The organism is Paenibacillus sp. FSL H8-0048 (assembly GCF_038002825.1).
In the GTDB taxonomy this organism is placed as follows: domain Bacteria; phylum Bacillota; class Bacilli; order Paenibacillales; family Paenibacillaceae; genus Paenibacillus_AQ.
The window spans coordinates 4,592,799-4,615,289 of record NZ_JBBODF010000001.1 but is presented as its reverse complement, the minus strand read 5'-3'; the positions used below and the strand labels follow the sequence as shown (position 1 = coordinate 4,615,289).

Annotated in this window: 17 protein-coding genes and 3 rRNA genes; 18 read left to right on the top strand and 2 right to left on the bottom strand. The window is 51.8% G+C overall.

Annotation, left to right across the window (positions count from 1 at the left end; translation table 11 throughout):
- The first annotated feature begins 92 nt into the window (after positions 1 to 92).
- The 5 genes from dnaN to gyrB are packed head-to-tail and all read left to right on the top strand — an operon-like array spanning position 93 to position 4,873.
- Complete coding sequence (dnaN, locus tag NSU18_RS19670) at positions 93 to 1,235, top strand: DNA polymerase III subunit beta (protein ID WP_036728067.1); 1,143 nt, start codon at positions 93 to 95, stop codon at positions 1,233 to 1,235.
- A 47-nt stretch (positions 1,236 to 1,282) separates the two neighbouring features.
- Entirely contained in the window at positions 1,283 to 1,513 is a 231-nt protein-coding gene (gene yaaA / locus NSU18_RS19665; RefSeq protein ID WP_036699885.1) for a S4 domain-containing protein YaaA, read from the top strand.
- Positions 1,514 to 1,533: 20 nt separating this feature from the next.
- Positions 1,534 to 2,652, top strand: coding sequence for a DNA replication/repair protein RecF (gene recF, locus NSU18_RS19660; protein ID WP_036728069.1), 1,119 nt, complete (start codon positions 1,534 to 1,536; stop codon positions 2,650 to 2,652).
- A gap of 16 nt (positions 2,653 to 2,668) precedes the next feature.
- Positions 2,669 to 2,917: an extracellular matrix regulator RemB gene (gene remB, locus NSU18_RS19655; protein WP_036728071.1), complete on the top strand. Its 249-nt coding sequence runs from the start codon at positions 2,669 to 2,671 to the stop codon at positions 2,915 to 2,917.
- Between the two features lie 45 nt (positions 2,918 to 2,962).
- On the top strand, positions 2,963 to 4,873 hold the full coding sequence (gene gyrB, locus NSU18_RS19650; protein ID WP_341015494.1) for a DNA topoisomerase (ATP-hydrolyzing) subunit B: 1,911 nt from the start codon (positions 2,963 to 2,965) through the stop codon (positions 4,871 to 4,873).
- 98 nt (positions 4,874 to 4,971) lie between these two features.
- On the opposite strand, the gene NSU18_RS19645 is transcribed toward gyrB, so the two are convergent.
- Positions 4,972 to 5,859: a YheC/YheD family protein gene (locus NSU18_RS19645; protein WP_341149832.1), complete on the bottom strand. Its 888-nt coding sequence runs from the start codon at positions 5,857 to 5,859 to the stop codon at positions 4,972 to 4,974.
- 295 nt (positions 5,860 to 6,154) lie between these two features.
- Between NSU18_RS19645 and gyrA the strand changes: the two genes are divergently transcribed.
- From gyrA to NSU18_RS19615, 6 genes are all read left to right on the top strand, one after another.
- On the top strand, positions 6,155 to 8,701 hold the full coding sequence (gene gyrA / locus NSU18_RS19640) for a DNA gyrase subunit A (RefSeq protein ID WP_341149831.1): 2,547 nt from the start codon (positions 6,155 to 6,157) through the stop codon (positions 8,699 to 8,701).
- 160 nt (positions 8,702 to 8,861) lie between these two features.
- Positions 8,862 to 9,962, top strand: coding sequence for an HD-GYP domain-containing protein (locus tag NSU18_RS19635; RefSeq protein ID WP_341015490.1), 1,101 nt, complete (start codon positions 8,862 to 8,864; stop codon positions 9,960 to 9,962).
- A gap of 376 nt (positions 9,963 to 10,338) precedes the next feature.
- Positions 10,339 to 11,899 (top strand): 16S ribosomal RNA (locus NSU18_RS19630).
- Positions 11,900 to 12,223: 324 nt separating this feature from the next.
- A 23S ribosomal RNA gene (locus tag NSU18_RS19625) occupies positions 12,224 to 15,151 on the top strand.
- Between the two features lie 77 nt (positions 15,152 to 15,228).
- Positions 15,229 to 15,345, top strand: a 5S ribosomal RNA gene (rrf, locus tag NSU18_RS19620).
- The 16S, 23S and 5S rRNA genes sit together here, the layout of an rRNA operon.
- Before the next feature lie 264 nt (positions 15,346 to 15,609).
- Positions 15,610 to 16,029 (top strand): hypothetical protein, encoded by a 420-nt coding sequence (locus NSU18_RS19615; RefSeq protein WP_341149830.1) that lies wholly within the window; start codon positions 15,610 to 15,612, stop codon positions 16,027 to 16,029.
- Between the two features lie 79 nt (positions 16,030 to 16,108).
- On the opposite strand, the gene NSU18_RS19610 is transcribed toward NSU18_RS19615, so the two are convergent.
- Positions 16,109 to 16,633, bottom strand: a complete 525-nt coding sequence (locus tag NSU18_RS19610) for a hypothetical protein (protein WP_341015488.1) — start codon at positions 16,631 to 16,633, stop codon at positions 16,109 to 16,111.
- Between the two features lie 210 nt (positions 16,634 to 16,843).
- Between NSU18_RS19610 and NSU18_RS19605 the strand changes: the two genes are divergently transcribed.
- From NSU18_RS19605 to NSU18_RS19575, 7 genes are all read left to right on the top strand, one after another.
- Positions 16,844 to 17,029 (top strand): sigma factor G inhibitor Gin, encoded by a 186-nt coding sequence (locus NSU18_RS19605; protein ID WP_036696352.1) that lies wholly within the window; start codon positions 16,844 to 16,846, stop codon positions 17,027 to 17,029.
- Between the two features lie 217 nt (positions 17,030 to 17,246).
- Entirely contained in the window at positions 17,247 to 19,013 is a 1,767-nt protein-coding gene (locus tag NSU18_RS19600) for an aminotransferase class I/II-fold pyridoxal phosphate-dependent enzyme (protein ID WP_341149829.1), read from the top strand.
- A complete protein-coding gene (tmk, locus tag NSU18_RS19595) occupies positions 19,014 to 19,655 on the top strand; it encodes a dTMP kinase (protein WP_341015482.1) in 642 nt (213 codons plus the stop codon).
- A 114-nt stretch (positions 19,656 to 19,769) separates the two neighbouring features.
- Positions 19,770 to 20,099 (top strand): cyclic-di-AMP receptor, encoded by a 330-nt coding sequence (locus NSU18_RS19590; RefSeq protein WP_340020653.1) that lies wholly within the window; start codon positions 19,770 to 19,772, stop codon positions 20,097 to 20,099.
- Positions 20,100 to 20,104: 5 nt separating this feature from the next.
- On the top strand, positions 20,105 to 20,548 hold the full coding sequence (locus NSU18_RS19585) for a YaaR family protein (protein ID WP_036723982.1): 444 nt from the start codon (positions 20,105 to 20,107) through the stop codon (positions 20,546 to 20,548).
- A 16-nt stretch (positions 20,549 to 20,564) separates the two neighbouring features.
- Positions 20,565 to 21,539 carry a DNA polymerase III subunit delta' gene (gene holB, locus NSU18_RS19580; protein ID WP_341149828.1) on the top strand — a complete coding sequence of 325 codons (975 nt, stop codon included), beginning with the start codon at positions 20,565 to 20,567 and terminating at the stop codon, positions 21,537 to 21,539.
- A gap of 149 nt (positions 21,540 to 21,688) precedes the next feature.
- Positions 21,689 to 22,489 carry a PSP1 domain-containing protein gene (locus NSU18_RS19575; RefSeq protein WP_036696365.1) on the top strand — a complete coding sequence of 267 codons (801 nt, stop codon included), beginning with the start codon at positions 21,689 to 21,691 and terminating at the stop codon, positions 22,487 to 22,489.
- Positions 22,490 to 22,491: the final 2 nt, after the last annotated feature.

Sequence of the window (22,491 nt, the reverse complement as noted above, 5' to 3'; positions counted from 1 at the left end):
TTAAATAACTATAATAATTCATCTTCTAAGAGCAGGTTTCAAAGAGCATTTCCGTACACCCATTTCCCAATTTTTCAGCTAGGAGTGAAATCATGAAAATCAGCATTCTCAAAAATGAACTTAACGAATCCATCGGCCATGTCTCCAAAGCAATCTCCAGCAGAACAACAATCCCTATTCTGACCGGTATTAAGTTTGAGGTTAGCCATCAGGGTGTTACGCTGACTGCAAGTGATACGGATATTTCCATTCAGTCCTTCATCCCAGCCGAGAATGACAGCCAGACAATCGTCAAGGTAGAGCAACCAGGCAGCGTAGTGCTTCCCGCCAAATTTTTCGTTGAGATTATCAAGAAGCTTCCCTCCAAAGAAATTCACATGGAAGTCAAGGAAGGCTTCCAGACCTACATCTCCTCCGGCTCTACGGAGATTCAGATTGTAGGGCTCGATCCTGAAGAATTCCCTGTTCTGCCAAGCATTGAGGAGAATGAGACCATCTCCATGCCCGGTGATTTGCTGAAGAATATGATTAAACAGACCGCCTTCTCCATCTCCACCCAAGAGACAACACCGATCCTGACAGGCATTCTGTGGAATCTGGCCGACAATGAATTCAAATTCACGGCTACCGACCGCCACCGGCTCGCAACCAGAGCTGCACACCTGGAAGGCACAGAGAATATCCAGTTCGCGAATATTGTTATTGCCGGCAAAACGCTGAATGAGCTGAGCAAAATTATCCCTGATCAGAATATGCTGGTGGATATTGTCGTCGCCGATAACCAGGTGCTGTTCAAAATCGACAAAGTGCTGTTCTATTCGCGGATTCTGGATGGCATTTATCCGGATACTTCTAGAATTATTCCAACTACCTACAAAACAGAACTAACCTTGGACACAAAAAAATTAAGCGAATCGATAGACCGCGCTTATTTGCTGTCCCGTGAGGAGAAAACGAACATCGTCCGGATGCAGACCCTGGAGAACGGCGATGTGGAAATCTCCTCCAGCTCCTCCGAGCTAGGGAAGGTTCGTGAAGAGCTGGAAGTCATCGATTTCAAAGGTGAGCCGCTGCGCATCTCCTTCAACTCCAAATATATGCTTGATGTGCTGAAGGTTGTGGAGAGCGAGCAGCTCGTGATCGCCTTCACCGGGATGATGAGTCCGATTATTCTCAGACCGCTCGATGAGAGCCGCAGCCTGTATGTAATTTTGCCATACCGGACAACTAATTAACGCCCTGTTCATGAACATGTGGATAAGTGGCCGAAAGGATCAAAAACATGAAAAAAATAGTTATCCACAGTGGATATATTAAGCTTGACCAGTTCCTGAAGCTCTCCGATTGTGTATCCACAGGGGGGATGGCTAAGGCGCTGCTGCAGGAAGGACATGTGCAGGTGAACGGTGAGGTGGAAGAACGGCGTGGCCGGAAGCTCTACCCGGGTGATACAATCGAGGTACAGGATAACGGCGTGTTTGAAGTTGAGGGCGGCGGAGTCAAGGAGGAGTAACCCTAAGGAGGAACAGGCTCTTGTTTGTCAAAAATATCGGACTGCAGGATTACCGCAACTATGGGCTGCTGCGTCTTGAGCATCTGGGCGATGTGAATCTCATTCTCGGACAGAATGCCCAGGGCAAAACCAATCTCATGGAGGCTTTGTTTGTCCTCGCGATGACCAAAAGCCACCGGACCTCCAAGGACAAGGAGCTGATCTCCTTCGATGCTCCGGCGGGCTCCGCCCAGATTGTTGCTGAAGTAGAGCGCAAATACGGGGATCTTAAGCTGGAGCTGACCCTGTCCCCGCAGGGGAAGAAGGCCAGAATTAACGGACTCGAGCAGCGCCGGCTCAGTGAATTCGTAGGCTCGCTGAACGTGGTGATGTTTGCCCCGGAGGATTTGGAGATTGTCAAAGGTACCCCGGGCATCCGGCGCCGGTTCCTTGATATGGAGATTGGCCAGGTTCAGCCGAGCTATCTGTTTCATCTGCAGCAGTATCAAAAAATCCTTCTCCAACGGGGCAATCTGCTGAAGCAGCTATGGGGCAAGGAGGCTGGCGGCCGGGAGCTTCTGGACATCTGGGATGCCCAACTTGTAGAGCATGGTGTTAAAATCGTCAAAAAAAGGAAACAATTCATAAAGAAGCTGCAGATATGGGCAGAAAGCATCCACCGTGGCATCACAAACGGCGGAGAAGAGCTCAAACTGCTCTATGTCCCCTCGTTTGGTGAGCGTGAAGAGGAAGATGAAGCTGTCTTATTGGACAAATTTATGTTAAAGTTATCACAAACAAGAGATCAGGAAATCAGGCGCGGCATGACGCTGACGGGTCCCCATCGGGATGACCTGTCCTTTTTTATCAACGGAAGAGAAGCTCAGGTCTACGGTTCCCAAGGGCAGCAACGTACGGCAGCTTTATCGCTCAAGCTGGCGGAAATTGAACTGATCCATGAGGAGATCGGAGAATATCCTGTGCTGCTTCTTGATGATGTTTTGTCCGAACTTGATCCCTATCGTCAGACCCAGCTTATCGAAACTTTTCAGAGCAAGGTGCAGACCTTCATCACTGCCACCGGTGTTGAGGGACTGAATGCTGATAAATTAAAGGGTGCAATCCTGTATCATGTTCATGGCGGCAAAGTGGGGCTATAAAGAGCGGAGGAAGACCATGTATATTCATTTGGGCGGAGAAAAAATTATTCGATCCTCAGAGCTGATTGCTATATTTGATATATCGATTGAGAAATCCTCCAAGGTATCGAAGCAGTTTATGACTCATTCCCAGCAGGATAAGAAGCTGGAACGCATTGGTGAAGAGGAAGCGAAGTCTATAGTCGTGACCAGGAATACTGTCTACTACTCCCCGATCTCCTCCTCTACTCTCAAAAAAAGAGCCAAGATCTTGTTAGAAATATAGGTTTCGTAAGCTACAGGAGATAATCTGAAAGAAGTAGGTGAAGGCATGTCAATGAATCAACCGACATATGATGAGAGCCAGATTCAGGTACTGGAAGGGCTGGAAGCGGTTCGGAAACGTCCCGGCATGTATATTGGCTCCACCAGCTCCAAAGGTCTGCATCATTTGGTCTGGGAGGTTGTCGATAATAGTATCGACGAGGCGCTGGCAGGTTTTTGCGACCGGATTCAAGTCAAAATTCACGAGGATAACAGCATCACTGTTGTTGACAACGGACGGGGAATTCCAGTCGGTGAGAACGTCAAGCTGAAGAAGTCCACGCTTGAGGTAGTCATGACAGTCCTGCATGCCGGCGGTAAGTTTGGCGGCGGGGGCTATAAGGTATCCGGCGGTCTGCACGGTGTCGGGATCTCTGTTGTTAACGCACTGTCTGAGAAGGTAGTGGTTACCGTCAAGCGTGACGGTCATGTCTATCAGCAGGAATACAACCGCGGCGTGCCGCAATACGACATCAGAGTTATCGGAGACTCCGAAGAGACAGGGACCACGACTACTTTTCATCCGGACCCTGACATTTTTACTGAAACAACTACGTTTGAATACAATACGCTTCTTACCCGTATCCGTGAGCTGGCCTTCCTCAACAAGGGCATTGAGCTGTCCCTGCTGGATGAGCGGACCGGCGTCGACAATACGTTCAGGTATGACGGCGGTATTGTGGAATATGTGAAATACCTCAACGAGAAAAAAGAAGCGCTTCATGAGGAACCGATCTACGTGGAAGGCTCACGGGATATGATTGCAGTTGAAGTGGCTCTCCAATATAACGATTCATACACAGAGAATATCTATTCGTTCGCTAATAATATCAATACCCATGAGGGCGGAACACATGAATCCGGCTTCAAGAGCGCCTTGACGCGGATCATCAATGACTACGCGCGTAAGGCCGGCGTAATCAAGGACAGCAGCCAGAATCTGACCGGGGATGATGTCCGTGAAGGTCTGACGGCGATTATCTCCGTCAAGATTCCTGAGCCGCAGTTCGAAGGCCAGACCAAGACCAAGCTCGGCAACAGTGAAGTCCGCGGGATTGTAGAATCGCTGTTCGGAGAGAAGCTGCAGGAGTTCCTGGAAGAGAATCCTGCCGTGTCGCGCAAGGTGCTGGAGAAGTCCCTGCAGGCTTCCCGTGCCCGTGAAGCAGCCCGCAAGGCCCGTGAGCTGACCCGCCGCAAGAGCGCGCTTGAAGTCAGCGCCCTGCCGGGTAAGCTGGCAGACTGCTCCTCTAAAGATGCGTCCATCAGTGAGCTGTACATCGTCGAAGGTGACTCCGCAGGCGGATCTGCCAAGCAGGGCCGGGACCGCCACTTCCAGGCCATCCTGCCGCTGCGCGGCAAGATCCTGAACGTGGAAAAGGCCCGGCTGGACCGGATCTTGTCCAATGCGGAAATCCGGGCGATTATTACCGCACTCGGAACCGGGATCAGTGATGATTTCGACCTCACGAAGGCACGTTACCACAAGGTTGTCATCATGACCGATGCGGACGTCGACGGCGCCCATATCCGAACACTGCTGCTGACCTTCTTCTACCGCTACATGCGGAAGATTGTTGACGCAGGATATATCTATATCGCCCAGCCGCCGCTCTTCAAGATCGAGCGCAACAAGGTGGTGCGCTATGCACAGACCGAGAAGGAGCGCGATGAGATCATTGCTGCCTTCGGCGAGAATGTAAAGGTTAACGTTCAGCGTTACAAGGGTCTGGGTGAGATGAATGCTGCTCAGCTATGGGACACCACGATGGACCCTGAGAGCCGCACCATGCTGCAGGTGACCATTGAGGACGCCATGCTGGCGGACAGCATTTTTGATACGCTGATGGGTGACAATGTCGAACCGCGCCGCGAATTCATTCAGGAGCATGCCCAAACGGTTAAGAACCTGGATATTTAAAGAGCACATAGCGAACCTCCGGATTATCCCTTGCGGATGAAACCGGAGGTTTTTTGTTAATACAGAGGGTATATGGCTTGCCGCTTGAATAAATAGAGCTAGATCTTCGATATTCGCTTGCGGCGGCTGGTTACCGGCTTTCGGTTAGGCTTCAACCGGCCATAGGCCACAGCATAACGGTGGATTTTGCGGTAAATTGCTTTGTTTGGGAACAATTTGAAGACAATGATGGAGGGTAAGGTGTTTACTTCGAGCAGCCATAGATCGTGATGCTGGTCCATGGCAACATCAAGCCCCAGCTCCTTAAGACCCGGATAAGCCGTTTCCAGCTGAGCTCCGACCCGGACGCCCAGAGATTTGAGCTGCTGGGTCGTCGCAGACAGTTCGTCACTGGTCATATGCTCCTTGAACAGGGTATCTACCGGAAAAACACTGCCCCCGCTGTGATAATTCGTGATCACCTTCTGCGGTGCGGCGACCCGGCCAAGCATGCCTGTAGTCTCCCAACTGCCCTGGGGATTCTTTTGGGTAAGCACCCGCAGATCGAAGGGGCGCTCCTGATGCTGCAGCAGATCAATGCCCTGCTGGACCAGATAGCTGCGGTCTTTAATCCGGGGCACAAGTGCGGTATGAAGTTCTTCGGGGCTATTAAATACCTCGACGTCCTTCGCATACCTGAGAATATACATCAGCTTTGGCTCTGCCGGTACCTCTGCTTCACTGTCCGCAGCTGTTGTCTCTGGTTCACGGCTCTCTGCCTGTTGCCCGCTGGGACTTAAGTGTACGATCCTCTGCTCGGCTCTCATTACTCCGCTGCCATAGGTGCCGCGGTCGGGCTTTATATATACCGTGCCGTGTAGATGAAGCATTTCTATCAGATCCTCCAGGCCGTATTTGCGCGTTTCCGGAATGTAGACCGAGAGCTGACGGTTTTGCAGAATGACTTTCGTTTTTGCCCATTTGCTGGACACGCGTTGAATCTTCATGTTCTGCCTCCGTTTCTTTACGCATAGCGAATTTTCAGGACAAGAAAGCAAAATAATGTTATAATATAAGGATATGAGATTATGCTTTTTTGGACGAAAACAGGGGCATGAAGCCTATCCTCTTGTCTCTACAGTCTATGTACTGAAGACACCAGCGGAGAGGGCGTATACCCTTATCCGTACTAAAAGAAAATCAATATAGACGATAACAGGCTATCATGTTTAATTGTGCTGGTTTTGTGAAAGTAATATAATATAGGGTAGCGGTTTTTAACTGAAGGAGGTCCACCAACTCATGGCTGAACAAAATAACCCGCAAATCAAAGATCGGGACATTGGCGTTGAAATGCGCGAATCCTTTATGGATTACGCAATGAGCATCATTGTAAGCCGGGCTTTGCCGGATGTGCGGGATGGACTTAAGCCTGTTCACCGACGCATTTTGTTTGCGATGTCGGAACTTGGAATGTCCTCGGATAAGCCACACAAGAAATCAGCTAGAATCGTCGGTGAGGTTATCGGTAAGTATCACCCTCACGGTGACTCGGCGGTCTATGAAACAATGGTACGTATGGCACAGGATTTCTCCATGCGCTATATGCTTGTAGACGGTCATGGTAACTTCGGTTCGATTGACGGAGACATGGCGGCTGCAATGCGTTATACAGAAGCACGGTTGTCCAAAATTGCCGGGGAAATGCTCCGTGACCTGAACAAGGAGACCGTTGACTTTGCGCCCAACTATGACGGTGAAGAGAACGAGCCTGTAGTCCTGCCGGCACGTTACCCCAATTTGCTGGTCAATGGTGTAGGCGGGATTGCGGTGGGGATGGCAACCAATATTCCTCCGCATAATCTCGGTGAGGTCATTGACGGTGTGCAGGCGATGATCAAGAATCCTGATATTACGCCTATGGAGCTTATGGAATATATTCAAGGCCCGGATTTCCCGACGGCCGGATATATTCTGGGCCGTGAAGGCATCCGTCAGGCTTACCGTACTGGACGCGGATCGGTTACTATGCGTGCCAAAGCGGTTATTGAAGAGAATAACGGCAAGGCCCGGATTATTGTGCATGAGCTTCCTTACCAGGTCAATAAAGCCCGGCTCGTGGAGAAGATTGCGGAACTGGTGCGTGAGAAGCGCATCGAGGGCATTACGGATCTGCGTGATGAGTCTGACCGTAACGGAATGCGCGTAGTGGTTGAAATGAGACGGGATGTGAATCCGAGCGTTGTACTCAACAATCTCTACAAGCACACTTCCATGCAGTCCACCTTCGGGATCAACATGCTGGCTATTGTCAACAATGAACCGAAGATTCTGAATCTGCGCGACGTGCTGTATCACTATCTGCAGCATCAGATTGATGTCATCCGCCGCCGGACAATATTCGACCTTAAGAAAGCGGAAGCACGGGCGCATATTCTGGAAGGGCTGCGTATTGCCCTGGATCATCTGGATGAAGTCATTGCCCTGATCCGTGCCTCACGCACAACCGACATTGCCCGGGAAGGTCTGATGGAGACCTTCAGTCTAAGCGTAGAGCAGGCCCAGGCGATTCTCGATATGCGGATGCAGCGCCTGACCGGTCTGGAACGCGAGAAGATCGAGAACGAATATAACGAGCTGTTGGCCAAAATTGCTGAATACCGTGAGATTCTGGCCAATGAGCATCTCGTGCTGGATATTATCAGCAATGAGCTGCAGGAGATCCGGGATAAGTACTCCGATGACCGCCGTACAGAAATTACCGTTGGGGAAGAAAGCATCCTCGACGAGGATCTGATTCCGCGTGAAGAGGTTGTTATCACGATTACCCACACCGGCTACATCAAACGTCTTCCGGTCAACACCTACCGCAGCCAGAAGCGCGGCGGACGCGGTGTCATCGGGATGGACACCAAGGACCAGGACTTTGTGGAGCATCTCTTCGTGAGTAACTCCCATAACTACCTGATGTTCTTCACTGATAAGGGTAAGGTGTACCGGATTAAGGCTTATGAGATTCCGGAGCTTGGGCGGACTGCCCGGGGAACGCCGATCATCAACCTGATTCAAATCGAGCAGGGCGAGAAGATCAGCGCGGTCATCCAGGTGGAGGAAGCGGACAGTGACAAGTATCTGTTCTTCGCTACCCGTGAGGGAATTGTGAAGAAGACGCCTCTGGAGGATTACAACAACATCCGTAAGGGTGGTCTGATTGCAATCAATCTCCGTGAGGAGGATTCACTGATTGAGGTGAAGCTGACGGATGGCGAGCAGAATCTGATTATCGGTACTGCACGTGGAATGTCGATTACCTTCTCGGAGAACGATGTGCGTTCCATGGGCCGAAGCGCTACCGGGGTTAAGGGGATCACGCTTGATTCCAATGACCATGTTATTGGTATGGATTGTGTAGACCAGGAGCTTGAGGTGCTGATCGTAACCACCAAGGGCTATGGTAAGCGGACACCTGCTGCTGACTACCGGTCCCAGACCCGCGGCGGTAAAGGTATCAAGACCATTAATCTTACGGATAAGAACGGACCGGTTGTCGGGCTGAAGGTTGTCAAGCAGGACGAGGACCTGATGATTATTACGACCAGTGGTACCCTGATCCGTACCAGTATGGACGGAATATCCACTATGGGCCGTTATGCGCAGGGTGTTAAGCTGATTAACATCCGTGAGGATGATGCTGTAGCTACACTGTGCAGAGCGGACAAAGAGGATGAAGAGCTGTCTGAGCATGAGGACGGCGAGGACATTCAAGGAGCTCCGGTAGAAGGCGAAGGCGATATTGAAGCCAGCCAGCCTGAAGCGGATGTCTTGAACGAAGAAGACAACCTCGAATAAGGATTGCAGGAGAGCATGGATTTCTGATTGTATAGAAATCCGTGCTCTTTTTTATACCCTATCAAGAGATGAACGGGGAATTCTCTATCTAGCCGCTTCCCGGGTTCCATACTATAATTAGAGAATTACAGGTGTCACCGACATAAAGGGGCTTAGGCTAATGCCAAACATATCCGTTGGAGAAATTAAAGCGGGTTCAAAGATTATAAAGGATGTAATTACTCCTTTAGGAGGAGTATTATTTGGGAAGGGTAAGATCATTCTCCCCCGGGATATTGAGATTTTACAGGCTTTTTTAATTGGACAGGTTGAGATTGAAGGGGCGCAAGGGGAAGACAAACCGGCAGAGAGCGCTAAACCGGCAGTGAAGCAGCAAGCGGCCAAGGCAGGTGCTCTGATTAATGAATCGGTGCTGGCCAAGAGTAATTCTCCGCTTCACGATGAGTATGAGAAAATGCTGGTGCTTATCAAGCAAAGCTACCGTGCAGCGGCCGCTGCGGCTCTTCCGATCTTTGAACTGCGGAGTCAGCTCGAGCTGCTGATTACCCATTTGAAGGATTACCATGTCTTAAAGTTTGCGCCGCGTGTGCTATTTGACCAGGAATATAACTATCATAATGCTGTTTTGTCTGCCCTAACCTCCTATCGTATTGCCCAGTGGTGCGGGTATCCGCAGAAGGACTGGATGCAGGCTGCTTTTGCCGGCTTGCTGCACGATATAGGTAACATTAAGGTAGATGAAGCGCTGCTGCTGAAGCCAACCCCTCTAAGCAGCGCAGAGATTGACGAGGTACGCAGGCACACTACATACGGTTATCAGTTGCTGCGCAATGTGACAGCCATTAACGAAGGGGTTAGACTCGCCGCCTTGCAGCACCATGAGAAGATAGACGGTTCAGGGTATCCGCTTAGGCTGGACGGCAGCCAGATTCATTTCTACGCCAAGATTGTGGCAGTCGCCGATATCTTCCATGCCATGACGCTGGGAAAAGCCTACAGAAAGGCACAGTCGCCTTATCTCGTATTGGAGCAGCTGCAAAAGGAGAGCTTTGGGAAGCTTGATCCGGTAATCGTACAGACCTTCATTCAAAAGACAACAGACCTGTATAACGGTACACGGATACGGCTCAGCGACGGACGTCACGGGGAAATCATCTTTACCGACCGTAACAACCCGACGAGGCCCATGGTTCAAGTTGAAGGAAACATCGTTAATCTGATCAATGAACGGGAGCTGCACATTCAGGAGATTATTGCTTAAGTACGCGGACAGCGGAGTAGAGCTATGCTAACTTGTTTGCCTGGCTATGGCTGGTTAGGGAAGGCGTAGCTTTAGTTAATGATTTTGAAATAATGCTTGCAATGAATTCTTATCCGTGATATATTCTATTTCTGGCCGCGAAACATCAACGCCGGGCTCGAAAAGAAGTTAAAAAAAGAGCTTGCATTGATCGGCTGAATGTGATATATTATAAGAGTTGCTGGTGACGCGGTGAGCGGCGCTGACAACGAGCTTGATCTTTGAAAACTGAACAACGAGTGAGTATCTGGAGATCACTTCGGTGAGATCCAAAATTAGAGAATGTAACAATTCTCGTCAGATGTTTCAAAATGAGCAATCGCTCTTTCTAAATACCAATTTGGAGAGTTTGATCCTGGCTCAGGACGAACGCTGGCGGCGTGCCTAATACATGCAAGTCGAGCGGAGTCTGAGAGGAAGCTTGCTTCCTTTCAGACTTAGCGGCGGACGGGTGAGTAACACGTAGGCAACCTGCCCTCAAGGCTGGGATAACTACCGGAAACGGTAGCTAATACCGGATAATTTCTTTCTTCTCCTGAGGAGAGAATGAAAGGCGGAGCAATCTGCTGCTTGGGGATGGGCCTGCGGCGCATTAGCTAGTTGGTGGGGTAACGGCCCACCAAGGCGACGATGCGTAGCCGACCTGAGAGGGTGAACGGCCACACTGGGACTGAGACACGGCCCAGACTCCTACGGGAGGCAGCAGTAGGGAATCTTCCGCAATGGGCGCAAGCCTGACGGAGCAACGCCGCGTGAGTGATGAAGGTTTTCGGATCGTAAAGCTCTGTTGCCAGGGAAGAACGTCCGGTAGAGTAACTGCTGCCGGAGTGACGGTACCTGAGAAGAAAGCCCCGGCTAACTACGTGCCAGCAGCCGCGGTAATACGTAGGGGGCAAGCGTTGTCCGGAATTATTGGGCGTAAAGCGCGCGCAGGCGGTTATTTAAGTCTGGTGTTTAAACCTTGGGCTCAACCTGAGGTCGCACTGGAAACTGGGTGACTTGAGTACAGAAGAGGAAAGTGGAATTCCACGTGTAGCGGTGAAATGCGTAGATATGTGGAGGAACACCAGTGGCGAAGGCGACTTTCTGGGCTGTAACTGACGCTGAGGCGCGAAAGCGTGGGGAGCAAACAGGATTAGATACCCTGGTAGTCCACGCCGTAAACGATGAGTGCTAGGTGTTAGGGGTTTCGATACCCTTGGTGCCGAAGTTAACACAGTAAGCACTCCGCCTGGGGAGTACGGTCGCAAGACTGAAACTCAAAGGAATTGACGGGGACCCGCACAAGCAGTGGAGTATGTGGTTTAATTCGAAGCAACGCGAAGAACCTTACCAGGTCTTGACATCCAACTAACGAAGCAGAGATGCATCAGGTGCCCTTCGGGGAAAGTTGAGACAGGTGGTGCATGGTTGTCGTCAGCTCGTGTCGTGAGATGTTGGGTTAAGTCCCGCAACGAGCGCAACCCTTGACTTTAGTTGCCAGCAGGTTGAGCTGGGCACTCTAGAGTGACTGCCGGTGACAAACCGGAGGAAGGTGGGGATGACGTCAAATCATCATGCCCCTTATGACCTGGGCTACACACGTACTACAATGGCCGGTACAACGGGAAGCGAAGCCGCGAGGTGGAGCCAATCCCAGCAAAGCCGGTCTCAGTTCGGATTGCAGGCTGCAACTCGCCTGCATGAAGTCGGAATTGCTAGTAATCGCGGATCAGCATGCCGCGGTGAATACGTTCCCGGGTCTTGTACACACCGCCCGTCACACCACGAGAGTTTACAACACCCGAAGTCGGTGGGGTAACCCGCAAGGGAGCCAGCCGCCGAAGGTGGGGTAGATGATTGGGGTGAAGTCGTAACAAGGTAGCCGTATCGGAAGGTGCGGCTGGATCACCTCCTTTCTATGGAGAATCGTTTCCTGCAACGGAAACATTCAAATCTTAAATCTAGCCGGTCGGCTAGTTACTCACTCGTTGGTCAGTTTTGAGAGCTCAAACTCTCACGCAAGAAACTTGATCCTTGAAAACTGGATACCGAAACGAATTTGCGTTTTAGAACATTCCTTTAAGCTGAACTTGTGTAAACAAGTTTTGAAGTTTTTAGCGATACTGAGCGATGGTTTTGGATTATGAGGGACTTTTGGCTTTGAATATTCTAGCAGGCGGAGTAATCCGGTTGCGCTATTCAAAACAAGATGAGCGAATAAGCCAATACCGGAGCGATTTGGTTAAGCTACTAAGAGCACACGGAGGATGCCTAGGCGCCAGGAGCCGACGAAGGACGTGGCGAACAACGAAACTGCCTCGGGGAGCTGTAAGCAAGCTTTGATCCGGGGGTGTCCGAATGGGGAAACCCAGCTGTGGTAATTCGCAGTTACTCGTATCTGAATACATAGGATACGCAGAGGCAGACCAGGGGAACTGAAACATCTAAGTACCCTGAGGAAGAGAAAACAATAGTGATTCCGTCAGTAGCGGCGAGCGAACGCGGAACAGCCTAAACCAAGGGGCTTGCCCCTTGGGGTTGTGGGACGTCTCACATGGAGTTACAAAGGAATACGGTAGGCGAAGAGGTCTGGAAAGGCCCGCGATAGAGGTAAAAGCCCTGTAGCCGAAATGGTATTCTCTCCGAGACGGATCCCGAGTAGTGCGGGGCACGTGAAACCCCGTATGAATCCAGCAGGACCATCTGCTAAGGCTAAATACTACCTGGCGACCGATAGTGAAACAGTACCGTGAGGGAAAGGTGAAAAGCACCCCGGAAGGGGAGTGAAATAGAACCTGAAACCGTGTGCTTACAAAAAGTCAGAGTCCTCTTTATGGATGATGGCGTGCCTTTTGTAGAATGAACCGGCGAGTTACGTTTAACATGCAAGGTTAAGGTGAGAAGCCGGAGCCGCAGCGAAAGCGAGTCTGAATAGGGCGACTAAGTATGTGGACGTAGACCCGAAACCGTGTGATCTACCCCTGTCCAGGGTGAAGGTGCGGTAACACGCACTGGAGGCCCGAACCCACGCATGTTGAAAAATGCGGGGATGAGGTGGGGGTAGCGGAGAAATTCCAATCGAACTCGGAGATAGCTGGTTCTCCCCGAAATAGCTTTAGGGCTAGCCTCGGTGAATGGAGTGGTGGAGGTAGAGCACTGATTGGGTGCGGGGCCCGCAAGGGTTACCAAGCTCAGTCAAACTCCGAATGCCATTTACTTCTTGCCGGGAGTCAGACAGTGAGTGCTAAGATCCATTGTCAAAAGGGAAACAGCCCAGACCATCAGCTAAGGTCCCCAAGTGTGTGTTAAGTGGGAAAGGATGTGGAGTTGCACAGACAACCAGGATGTTGGCTTAGAAGCAGCCACCATTGAAAGAGTGCGTAATAGCTCACTGGTCGAGTGACTCTGCGCCGAAAATGTAACGGGGCTAAACACACCACCGAAGCTATGGCTAGATGCTTTGCATCTGGGGTAGGGGAGCGTTGTGTAGGGGTTGAAGGTGTACCGTAAGGAGCGCTGGACACTACACAAGTGAGAATGCCGGTATGAGTAACGAAAAGATCAGTGAGAATCTGATCCGCCGAAAGCCCAAGGTTTCCTGAGGAAGGCTCGTCCGCTCAGGGTAAGTCGGGACCTAAGGCGAGGCCGACAGGCGTAGTCGAAGGACAACAGTTTGAAATTACTGTACCACCGTAATCCGCTATGAGCGATGGGGTGACGCAGGAGGGTAGTGACGCGGACTGATGGATGTCCGTCTAAGCAGTGAGGCTGGTGTGTAGGCAAATCCGCACACCGTAAGGCTGGGCTGTGATGGGGAGCGAAAATTACAGTAGCGAAGGTCATGATCTCACACTGCCAAGAAAAGCCTCTAGTCAGGAGAAGGTGCCCGTACCGCAAACCGACACAGGTAGGCGAGAAGAGAATTCTAAGGCGCGCGGAAGAACTCTCGTTAAGGAACTCGGCAAAATGACCCCGTAACTTCGGGAGAAGGGGTGCCTCGGTAGGGTGAATAGCCCGAGGGGGCCGCAGTGAAAAGGCCCAAGCGACTGTTTAGCAAAAACACAGGTCTGTGCGAAGCCGTAAGGCGAAGTATACGGGCTGACGCCTGCCCGGTGCTGGAAGGTTAAGGGGAGCGGTTAGGACGCAAGTCCGAAGCTGTGAACCGAAGCCCCAGTAAACGGCGGCCGTAACTATAACGGTCCTAAGGTAGCGAAATTCCTTGTCAGGTAAATTCTGACCCGCACGAATGGCGTAACGACTTGGGCGCTGTCTCAACGAGAGATCCGGTGAAATTTTAATACCTGTGAAGATGCAGGTTACCCGCGACAAGACGGAAAGACCCCATGGAGCTTTACTGCAGCTTGATATTGAATTTGGGTACGATCTGTACAGGATAGGTGGGAGCCGTTGAAGCAGGAGCGCAAGCTTCTGTGGAGGCGCCGTTGGGATACCACCCTGATCGTATCTAGGTTCTAACCTAGTACCGTAACCCGGTACGGGGACCGTGTCAGGCGGGCAGTTTGACTGGGGCGGTCGCCTCCTAAAGAGTAACGGAGGCGTTCAAAGGTTCCCTCAGAATGGTTGGAAATCATTCGCAGAGTGCAAAGGCATAAGGGAGCTTGACTGCGAGACCTACAAGTCGAGCAGGGACGAAAGTCGGACTTAGTGATCCGGTGGTACCGCATGGAAGGGCCATCGCTCAACGGATAAAAGCTACCCTGGGGATAACAGGCTTATCTCCCCCAAGAGTCCACATCGACGGGGAGGTTTGGCACCTCGATGTCGGCTCATCGCATCCTGGGGCTGAAGTAGGTCCCAAGGGTTGGGCTGTTCGCCCATTAAAGCGGTACGCGAGCTGGGTTCAGAACGTCGTGAGACAGTTCGGTCCCTATCTGTCGTGGGCGCAGGAAATTTGAGAGGAGCTGTCCTTAGTACGAGAGGACCGGGATGGACGTACCGCTGGTGCATCAGTTGTTCCGCCAGGAGCATGGCTGAGTAGCTACGTACGGACGGGATAAGCGCTGAAAGCATCTAAGCGTGAAGCCCCCCTCAAGATGAGATTTCCCAACATGTAAGACCCCTTGAAGACGACGAGGTAGATAGGTTGGAGGTGGAAGTGCAGCAATGCATGGAGCTGACCAATACTAATCGGTCGAGGGCTTATCCAAATTTCGATCACGCAGATTCGTTTCGGATTCAGTTTTCAGGAATTAAATTCCTGAAGCATTTACGCTGTAAATGCCCGTTTGGTGGCGATAGCGGAGGGGTTCCACACGTACCCATCCCGAACACGACCGTTAAGCCCTCCAGCGCCGATGGTACTTGGACCGAAGGGTCCTGGGAGAGTAGGACGTTGCCAAGCACTTAAGAGCCATTGTCGATAATTCGACAATGGTTTTTTTGTATGCCCGCATATTTAGAAAGGCGGGAAGAGATAAGGGATTTCAGTATAAAAACGCTTACAAACGAGTGACATTTTTGTTACCGACGAGGCGATGGTTCCAAGTATAATGGAAAAGTGCAATAAATAAGCAAAAACCTTAATACGAATGAACTACGTATAAATTCTATCTTGGAGTTTTCTTGCGTCTTTAGATGCATGGTAGAGGTAAGGAGGATTTAAGGTATGAAGAGAACTCAACCTTTGTGGATATTAGTTATTCTTTGTATAGTCGGAGCAATGCTGGCGGGTTGCAGCACGAAGGAGCCGGCATGGGAGACTTTTAACGGTGCACTTAATGAGGAAGAATTTCCCGTTCCCAAAGAGGCAAGCTCACCCGATAGAACAACTACAAACGTAGCCATGGACTATGTACGGTACTCCCTGCCGGGGTTAAAGGAGAAGAATGGCGTCCCGGAGCCTTATCTTGCAGCCATTAAGGCGTGGGGCTGGGAAGAGCAGGAACAGAAAGCAGACGATTCCAGGAGCTCCCGTGTTTTTCAGAAAGAAGGACTTATTGTACACCTGACCGTGTATGATGACTATTTCATCGTGATGATTCCGAAGGAAAAGAAGGTCACCACCAAAGGCTTGAAGAACAGATAAACAATCGCCGTCCGGTTATGGATGGCGATTGTTTTGCGTGCCGGCCGCTTAAATATAGCGCTATGTATATCTGGTTGGATTACTGGGCGTAATAGGAGGCGTCTGCCGCACCCAACTTGAGCATCCCGTCTTTGGCTACACTTCTTAACCGCAGCAGCGCATACAGACGGGGGAGCAGCAGCCACAGGTGGCATACCGCCAGCGAAGCCGTGAAGGCGGGCGGAGCCCAGACGATGAAGAGTGCGGCTATACAGAGACCGATCCAGAGATTATGCAGCTGTACGGTGCGGAAGATGCCGTAGTTGATATATTGATCAGGCATGTAACCGGGCCAGGGCAGGCGCAGGGACAACCTCCAGCGTTTGGCGATAGGGTGTCCGCTAATCAGCAGTACGGAGCGTGAGATGACATACTGAATCCACAGCATGACAGGTCCGGCTATAATCATGAACAGGATACTCAGCCAGGAGAGAAAGACACTTTCGAGCACAAGGCATATAAAGGGCAGGGTGATATAGACCCGCAGCAGAAAGGCTGTAATAGTAATTTTTTTGATAAGCTTGTATTGATAGAATGTAGCGGCACCTTTGGTGTTTGGTTCCATACCTGGAATTCGGACCTCCTCGCAAGTTCTCTTGTTATTATTATCGGCCTGCTCCTGCGTTTTATTAAACAACGGGCTTAGATTCACCGAATGGGTAGCAGGCGAATATATATATTTCAGGCTATGAAGGATTAGGAAAAAACTATGAAAAGGTTTAAAATGATAGAAGGTGTACCATACTGTTCTTAAAAGAGTCAAGGTGGGATGAAAATGGAACAGCAAACCGGGCAGGCCTGCATTATCTGCGGGCAGGAAAAGGAAGAAGGCATTGTGATTGTCTCGCATTTCATCTGTGAGGATTGTGAGAGTGAGATGGTGCGTACAGAGGCTGAGGATGTGAAATACAACTTTTTCATTAGCCGGATGAAGAAGATCAACCTGCGTATGCATGCTTAATGCGCGAATTGCAGTACCTGTAAAAAGCAACATATAAAGAGCGGGCGGTGAATCTGTGTCGCGTTGGCTGCAAATACAAAGTTCCTCTTAACGGCTTCTCCGCCCTGACCGGGTGAGGGGAGCCGTTTTATTGCTTGTGCGTCCCTTTGCGGAAGTGATAGGCGTTTGGGTGTATTTGCGTTAAAATAGAAGGTAACCCCCAGGGAAGGAAGAATCTATGGACAAGCTACAGCCTGGCAGGGCACCTGTATACGAAATGCTGGAACAATATAGACTTAAGGGTAATATATCTTATCATGTGCCGGGTCACAAGAACGGGGAGGCTTACCGGAGTACTGTCAGTGCAAAAAGTGCGGGATATCTCGCGGAAGTGATGCGTTACGATGTGACGGAGATTACCGGAACGGATGACCTTCATCATCCGGAAGGGGTAATAAGAGAAGCACAGGAGCTGGCCGCAGACTGTTATGGAGCAGAGGAGAGCTATATGCTGGTGGGCGGCAGCACCGCGGGTAATCTGGCTCTGATCCTGACGGTCTGTGCTGAGCCCGGAAGCCTGCTTCTATTGCAGCGCAACGTCCACAAGTCCGTAATCCATGGACTGATGCTGGCAGGAGCGCGTGCAGTCTTCCTGGAGCCGCAGATTGATCCGGGCAGCGGACTCGCCGTAGCGCCGTCGGCTGAGACGGTGCAGGAGGCGCTGAACGCCTATCCGGAGGCAGCCGGCGTCCTGGTCACTATGCCGAACTACTACGGCATGGGCATTGACCTTGCGCCCCTCGCGAAGGCCTGTCACCAGAGCGGCGTGCCGCTGCTGGTGGATGAGGCGCACGGTGCTCATTACGGGCAGCACCCGGCGCTTCCGGCCGGGGCGCTTGCAGGGGGCGCGGACGGCGTGGTGCAGTCCACGCATAAGATGCTGACGGCGCTGACGATGGGCGCCATGCTGCATGTACAAGGGCCATGGCTTGACCGTGCGCTGCTGCGGCAGCGCCTGGCCATGGTGCAGAGCTCCAGCCCATCCTACCCCGTGATGGCTTCGCTCGATCTGGCCCGGCGCCTGCTGCACAGCCAGGGCGCCGGTGCCTTCACGGCGGGGCTCGCCGCCGTGGATGTCCTGCGGCGCGGCCTGGCGGAGCTGCCGCGCTTCGGGCTGCTGCAGCCGGCTTCGCTGCTGCAGCCTGTCTGCGGCGATGCGGGCGCCGCAGGAGTGAATACGCCGCCGTTGCGCGGGGCGGCGTACGTGACCCAGGACCCCTTTAAGGCGGTCATTTATGACGCCGCAGGGGTCCTGGGGGGCTTCGAGCTGCAGCGCAGGCTCGAAGAGAGGGGGATCGTGCCGGAGATGAGCGACGACCGGCACGTGGTGCTGGCCTTCAGCCTCGGCTCGAAGGCTGAAGAGGCAGCGCAGCTGCTGACAGCGCTGCAGGACATTGCAGCGCAGACCTCCTTGGCAGCGCCGCAGAAAGGCGGGGCCGCGGCCTCCTCAGACCTTGATCTTACCGCTGGTGCAGAAGCAGTCACTGACCTTGATCTTACCGCTGGCTCCGGCCAGTCTACTTACACGTACACCGCAGCTCATGCTTCCCAAGGCGGAGAATCCATCTCCAGCACACGGACCGCAGCCCAGGCAGCGTCATATAATAGCAGAGAAGGAGATTCATCTTGCCCAGCGGATATTTCCACGTGGAACAATTTCGACATTCCGGCAGTATCAGCTCCGGTAGCGTTCTCTACCCGGCCAGTGGCTGAGGGGGAGACAGAGACTATAGCACTTGAGACAAGTGCGGGCAGGATTGCGGCGGAGATGGTTATTCCCTATCCGCCAGGCATTCCGCTTTTATATCCCGGAGAGAGCATTACTGCGTCCGTCTGTGACAGGCTGATCCGCCTGCGAACAGGCGGGGCGAAATTCCAGGCCTGTGCTGATCCGGCCTTACAGCATATTAAGGTATACAACATTCAGAAGGGCGGAGAAGTATAAGTGAAGCGAGAAGGATTCTTCATTACACTGGAGGGAGGCGACGGCTCCGGCAAAACAACCGTACTGGGCAGGGTGGCAGCTTATCTGCAGAACCATTCCATGCCCTACTTAATCACCCGTGAACCGGGAGGCATTGAGATTGCCGAGAAGATCCGCTCTATTATCCTCGACCCGGCGCATACGGCGATGGATGCCCGGACAGAGGCACTCCTGTATGCGGCAGCAAGAAGCCAGCATCTGGCGGAGGTGGTAGAGCCTGCTCTGCGGGAGGGGATTACTGTGCTCTGCGACCGTTTTGTAGACAGCAGCCTGGTCTACCAGGGGTACGCCCGAGGGCTGGGCATCGAAGAGGTGCGGGAAATTAACCGGTTCGCGACTGGCGGGAGAATGCCCGATCTTACCTTTTACCTGGATGTAGATCCCGAGGTGGGCCTGTCCCGGATTGCCGCCAACCAGAACCGGGAAGTGAACCGGCTGGATCTGGAGAGCCTTGAGTTCCATCAGAAGGTAAAAGCGGGTTATGAGCTGGTAACCAGCTCCGATCCGCAGCGGATTGTGGTGCTTGATGCGAATCGTCCCATCCATATGGTGGAGCAGGATATTGTACGTGTACTGAAGGACAGGATATTAAAGGATTTCTAAGGTGTTTTGTCAAATAAACAATAGAGGTATAATGATTGAACAGGGCTTCTCTCCAGATTGAATCAATACTGTGCGGAAAGCCTGTGAACATAACTAATAGGAGGGGATACGAAGATGAATTTGATCATTGCAATTATCCAGGATAAAGACAGCAACCGGCTATCCAGTGAACTGGTGAAGGCGAACTTCCGTGCCACCAAGCTGGCCAGTACTGGCGGATTTCTCCGTGCGGGTAACACTACCTTTTTGATTGGGGTAGATGATATTCAGGTGGATGCCGTACTCACTGTAATCCGTAACAGCTGCAAAGTGCGCGAGCAACTGGTCACTCCGGTTACGCCGATGAGCGGCACGACAGATTCCTATTTGCCGCTTCCTGTTGAAGTGCAGGTGGGCGGAGCTACCGTATTCGTACTTCCCGTCGATCGTTTCGAGCATTATTGAGCATAATGAAGATCAACCCGGGCTACAGGCCCTTAAAAAGCGAAATGCTGACCACGGAGGCTGAGAGGCGTCCGGTCCAGCAAAAAAACTTCAACGATGTATTTCAACAGCAAAGCCAGCAGAAAACTATAGATGAGTTGAACCGTCAGATTAAAGATATCCAGCTGCAAGGCGACCGGCTCTCCAAATCCATGACTGTACGTGAGCTGTCGATCTACCGGAACCTGATCAAACGGTTTCTGGAGGAGACGGCCCGCCGCGGTGTGATCCTGAAGGACACCAAGGGCTGGGACCGGCGGGGCCGCGGCAAACGCTACAAGCTGCTTGAGGAGGTTGATGCGGCTCTGCTGAATATGGCAGATGATCTGCTGGACAGTGAGCAGGGCCGGATCGATCTCCTGGGACGGGTTGGCGAGATTCGCGGACTGCTGATTAACCTTTCTTTCTGACAACTTGGAGGAGCCTATGTCTTTTCATGAACTATTAGGCCAGGAGGATGCCAAGCGGCTGCTTCAGAATGCCTTACGTAAGGATGCTGTCAGCCATGCCTATCTGTTCACGGGTCCGGCAGGCAGCGGGCAGGTGAAGATGGCACTGACGTTCGCCCAGGCGATATTCTGTACCGCCAGCAAGGACGATGCCTGCGGAGAGTGCCTGGAATGCCGCAAGGTGGAGCATGGCAATCATCCTGATCTAACCCTGCTGCGTCCCGACGGGTCCAGTATTAAGATCGACCAGATTCGTGAGCTTCAGCGTGTTTTTTCCTACCGCTCGGAAGGGATTAACCCGAAGGTCTATATTATAGAAGGAGCGGACAAAATGACGGTGCAAGCCGCCAATAGTCTGCTGAAATTTCTGGAGGAGCCGCCAGCCCCGGCGGTTGGTATTCTGATTTCGGATAACAGCAGTTCCCTGCTTCCGACGATCCAGTCCAGAACCCAGCGTATTCCGTTTAGCCCGCTGCACCCGGATATTATGCTGCAGGCGTTGTCCGGTGAAGGGGTTCCGGTGCCGCTGGCGCGATGCGCGGTATCACTGACGGCCGGTCTTGACGGCTGCAGGGAACTTTTGGCACAGAATTGGTTTGCAGAAATGAGAAATCTAGTGTTACAATTAGCGAAGGAGTCTCTGGGCAAGGGCAGCACTGCAGTGGCAACTGCGGGTTCGAAGCTGTTCAAGACCGGACTTGGTGAACATTTGGATACTCTATTCAGCATGTTCCACTTATGGTTCAAAGATATGCTCTACTTCCTGTACCGAAAGCACGAAAGTATCGTTTTCATAGATCAGTTAGACTTTATTTCGAGGGCTGCCCGTCAGAGGAGTACGCAGCAGTGGGTGGCTTATATGGAATATGCGGCGGAGAGCAAGCGGAAGCTGCGTTCCAATGCCAATGCCCAGCTGTGTCTGGAGCAGTTTTTAATCCGGCTGGAAAGCTAGAGGTTCGGGTTATTTATAATAGATCCTCCGGGATATAATCCTCAGCCCTGGAAAGACCGGGTATAGCGGACGAGGAAGGACAAGCATGGATCATCAGGGAAGCAGTCTTGCTTAAGGGTTCCTTTACCGTCAAACAAGGGGGTTAATTTTTGTACAGCGTAGTAGGTGTCCGCTTCAAAAAAGCGGGTAAAATATATTATTTCGATCCGCTTGATTTCCCGATTGAACGCGATCAATGCGTGATTGTAGAGACAGCAAGAGGAGTCGAATACGGTAAGGTTGTCGTAGGCAAAAAAGAGGTGCAGGAAGCTGACGTTGTACTGCCGCTCAAGAAAGTCATGCGTATTGCCGGCGAGACCGACGCGCGCGTGGTGGAAGAGAACAAGGGTGCAGCGAAGGATGCTTTTACCACCTGTTTAAATAAAATCCGCGATCATGGCCTCAAAATGAAGCTGGTGGATGTGGAGTTTACGTTTGACCGCAACAAGATTATTTTCTATTTCACGGCCGAGGGCCGCGTGGATTTCCGCGAGCTGGTGAAGGACCTGGCCAGTATTTTCCGTACCCGAATTGAGCTCCGGCAGATTGGTGTACGTGATGAAGCCAAGATGCTGGGCGGACTAGGCCCATGCGGACGGGTGCTCTGCTGCTCCTCCTGGCTTGGTGATTTCGAGCCGGTGTCCATCAAGATGGCGAAGGATCAGAATCTGTCGCTTAACCCGACCAAGATCTCGGGATTATGCGGACGGCTGATGTGTTGTCTGAAGTTTGAGCATGATAATTATGAGAGCACGAAGGAAGAAATGCCGGCTGTAGGCAAAATGGTCGTTACTTCACTGGGGGACGGCAAGGTAGTCGGTATCAATGCCGGCAGCCGTACAGTTCATGTGCAGCTGTTTGAAGTGGGTAAAGTTAAAGAACTTCCAATGGATGATGTTGTCGTCAAGTAAAC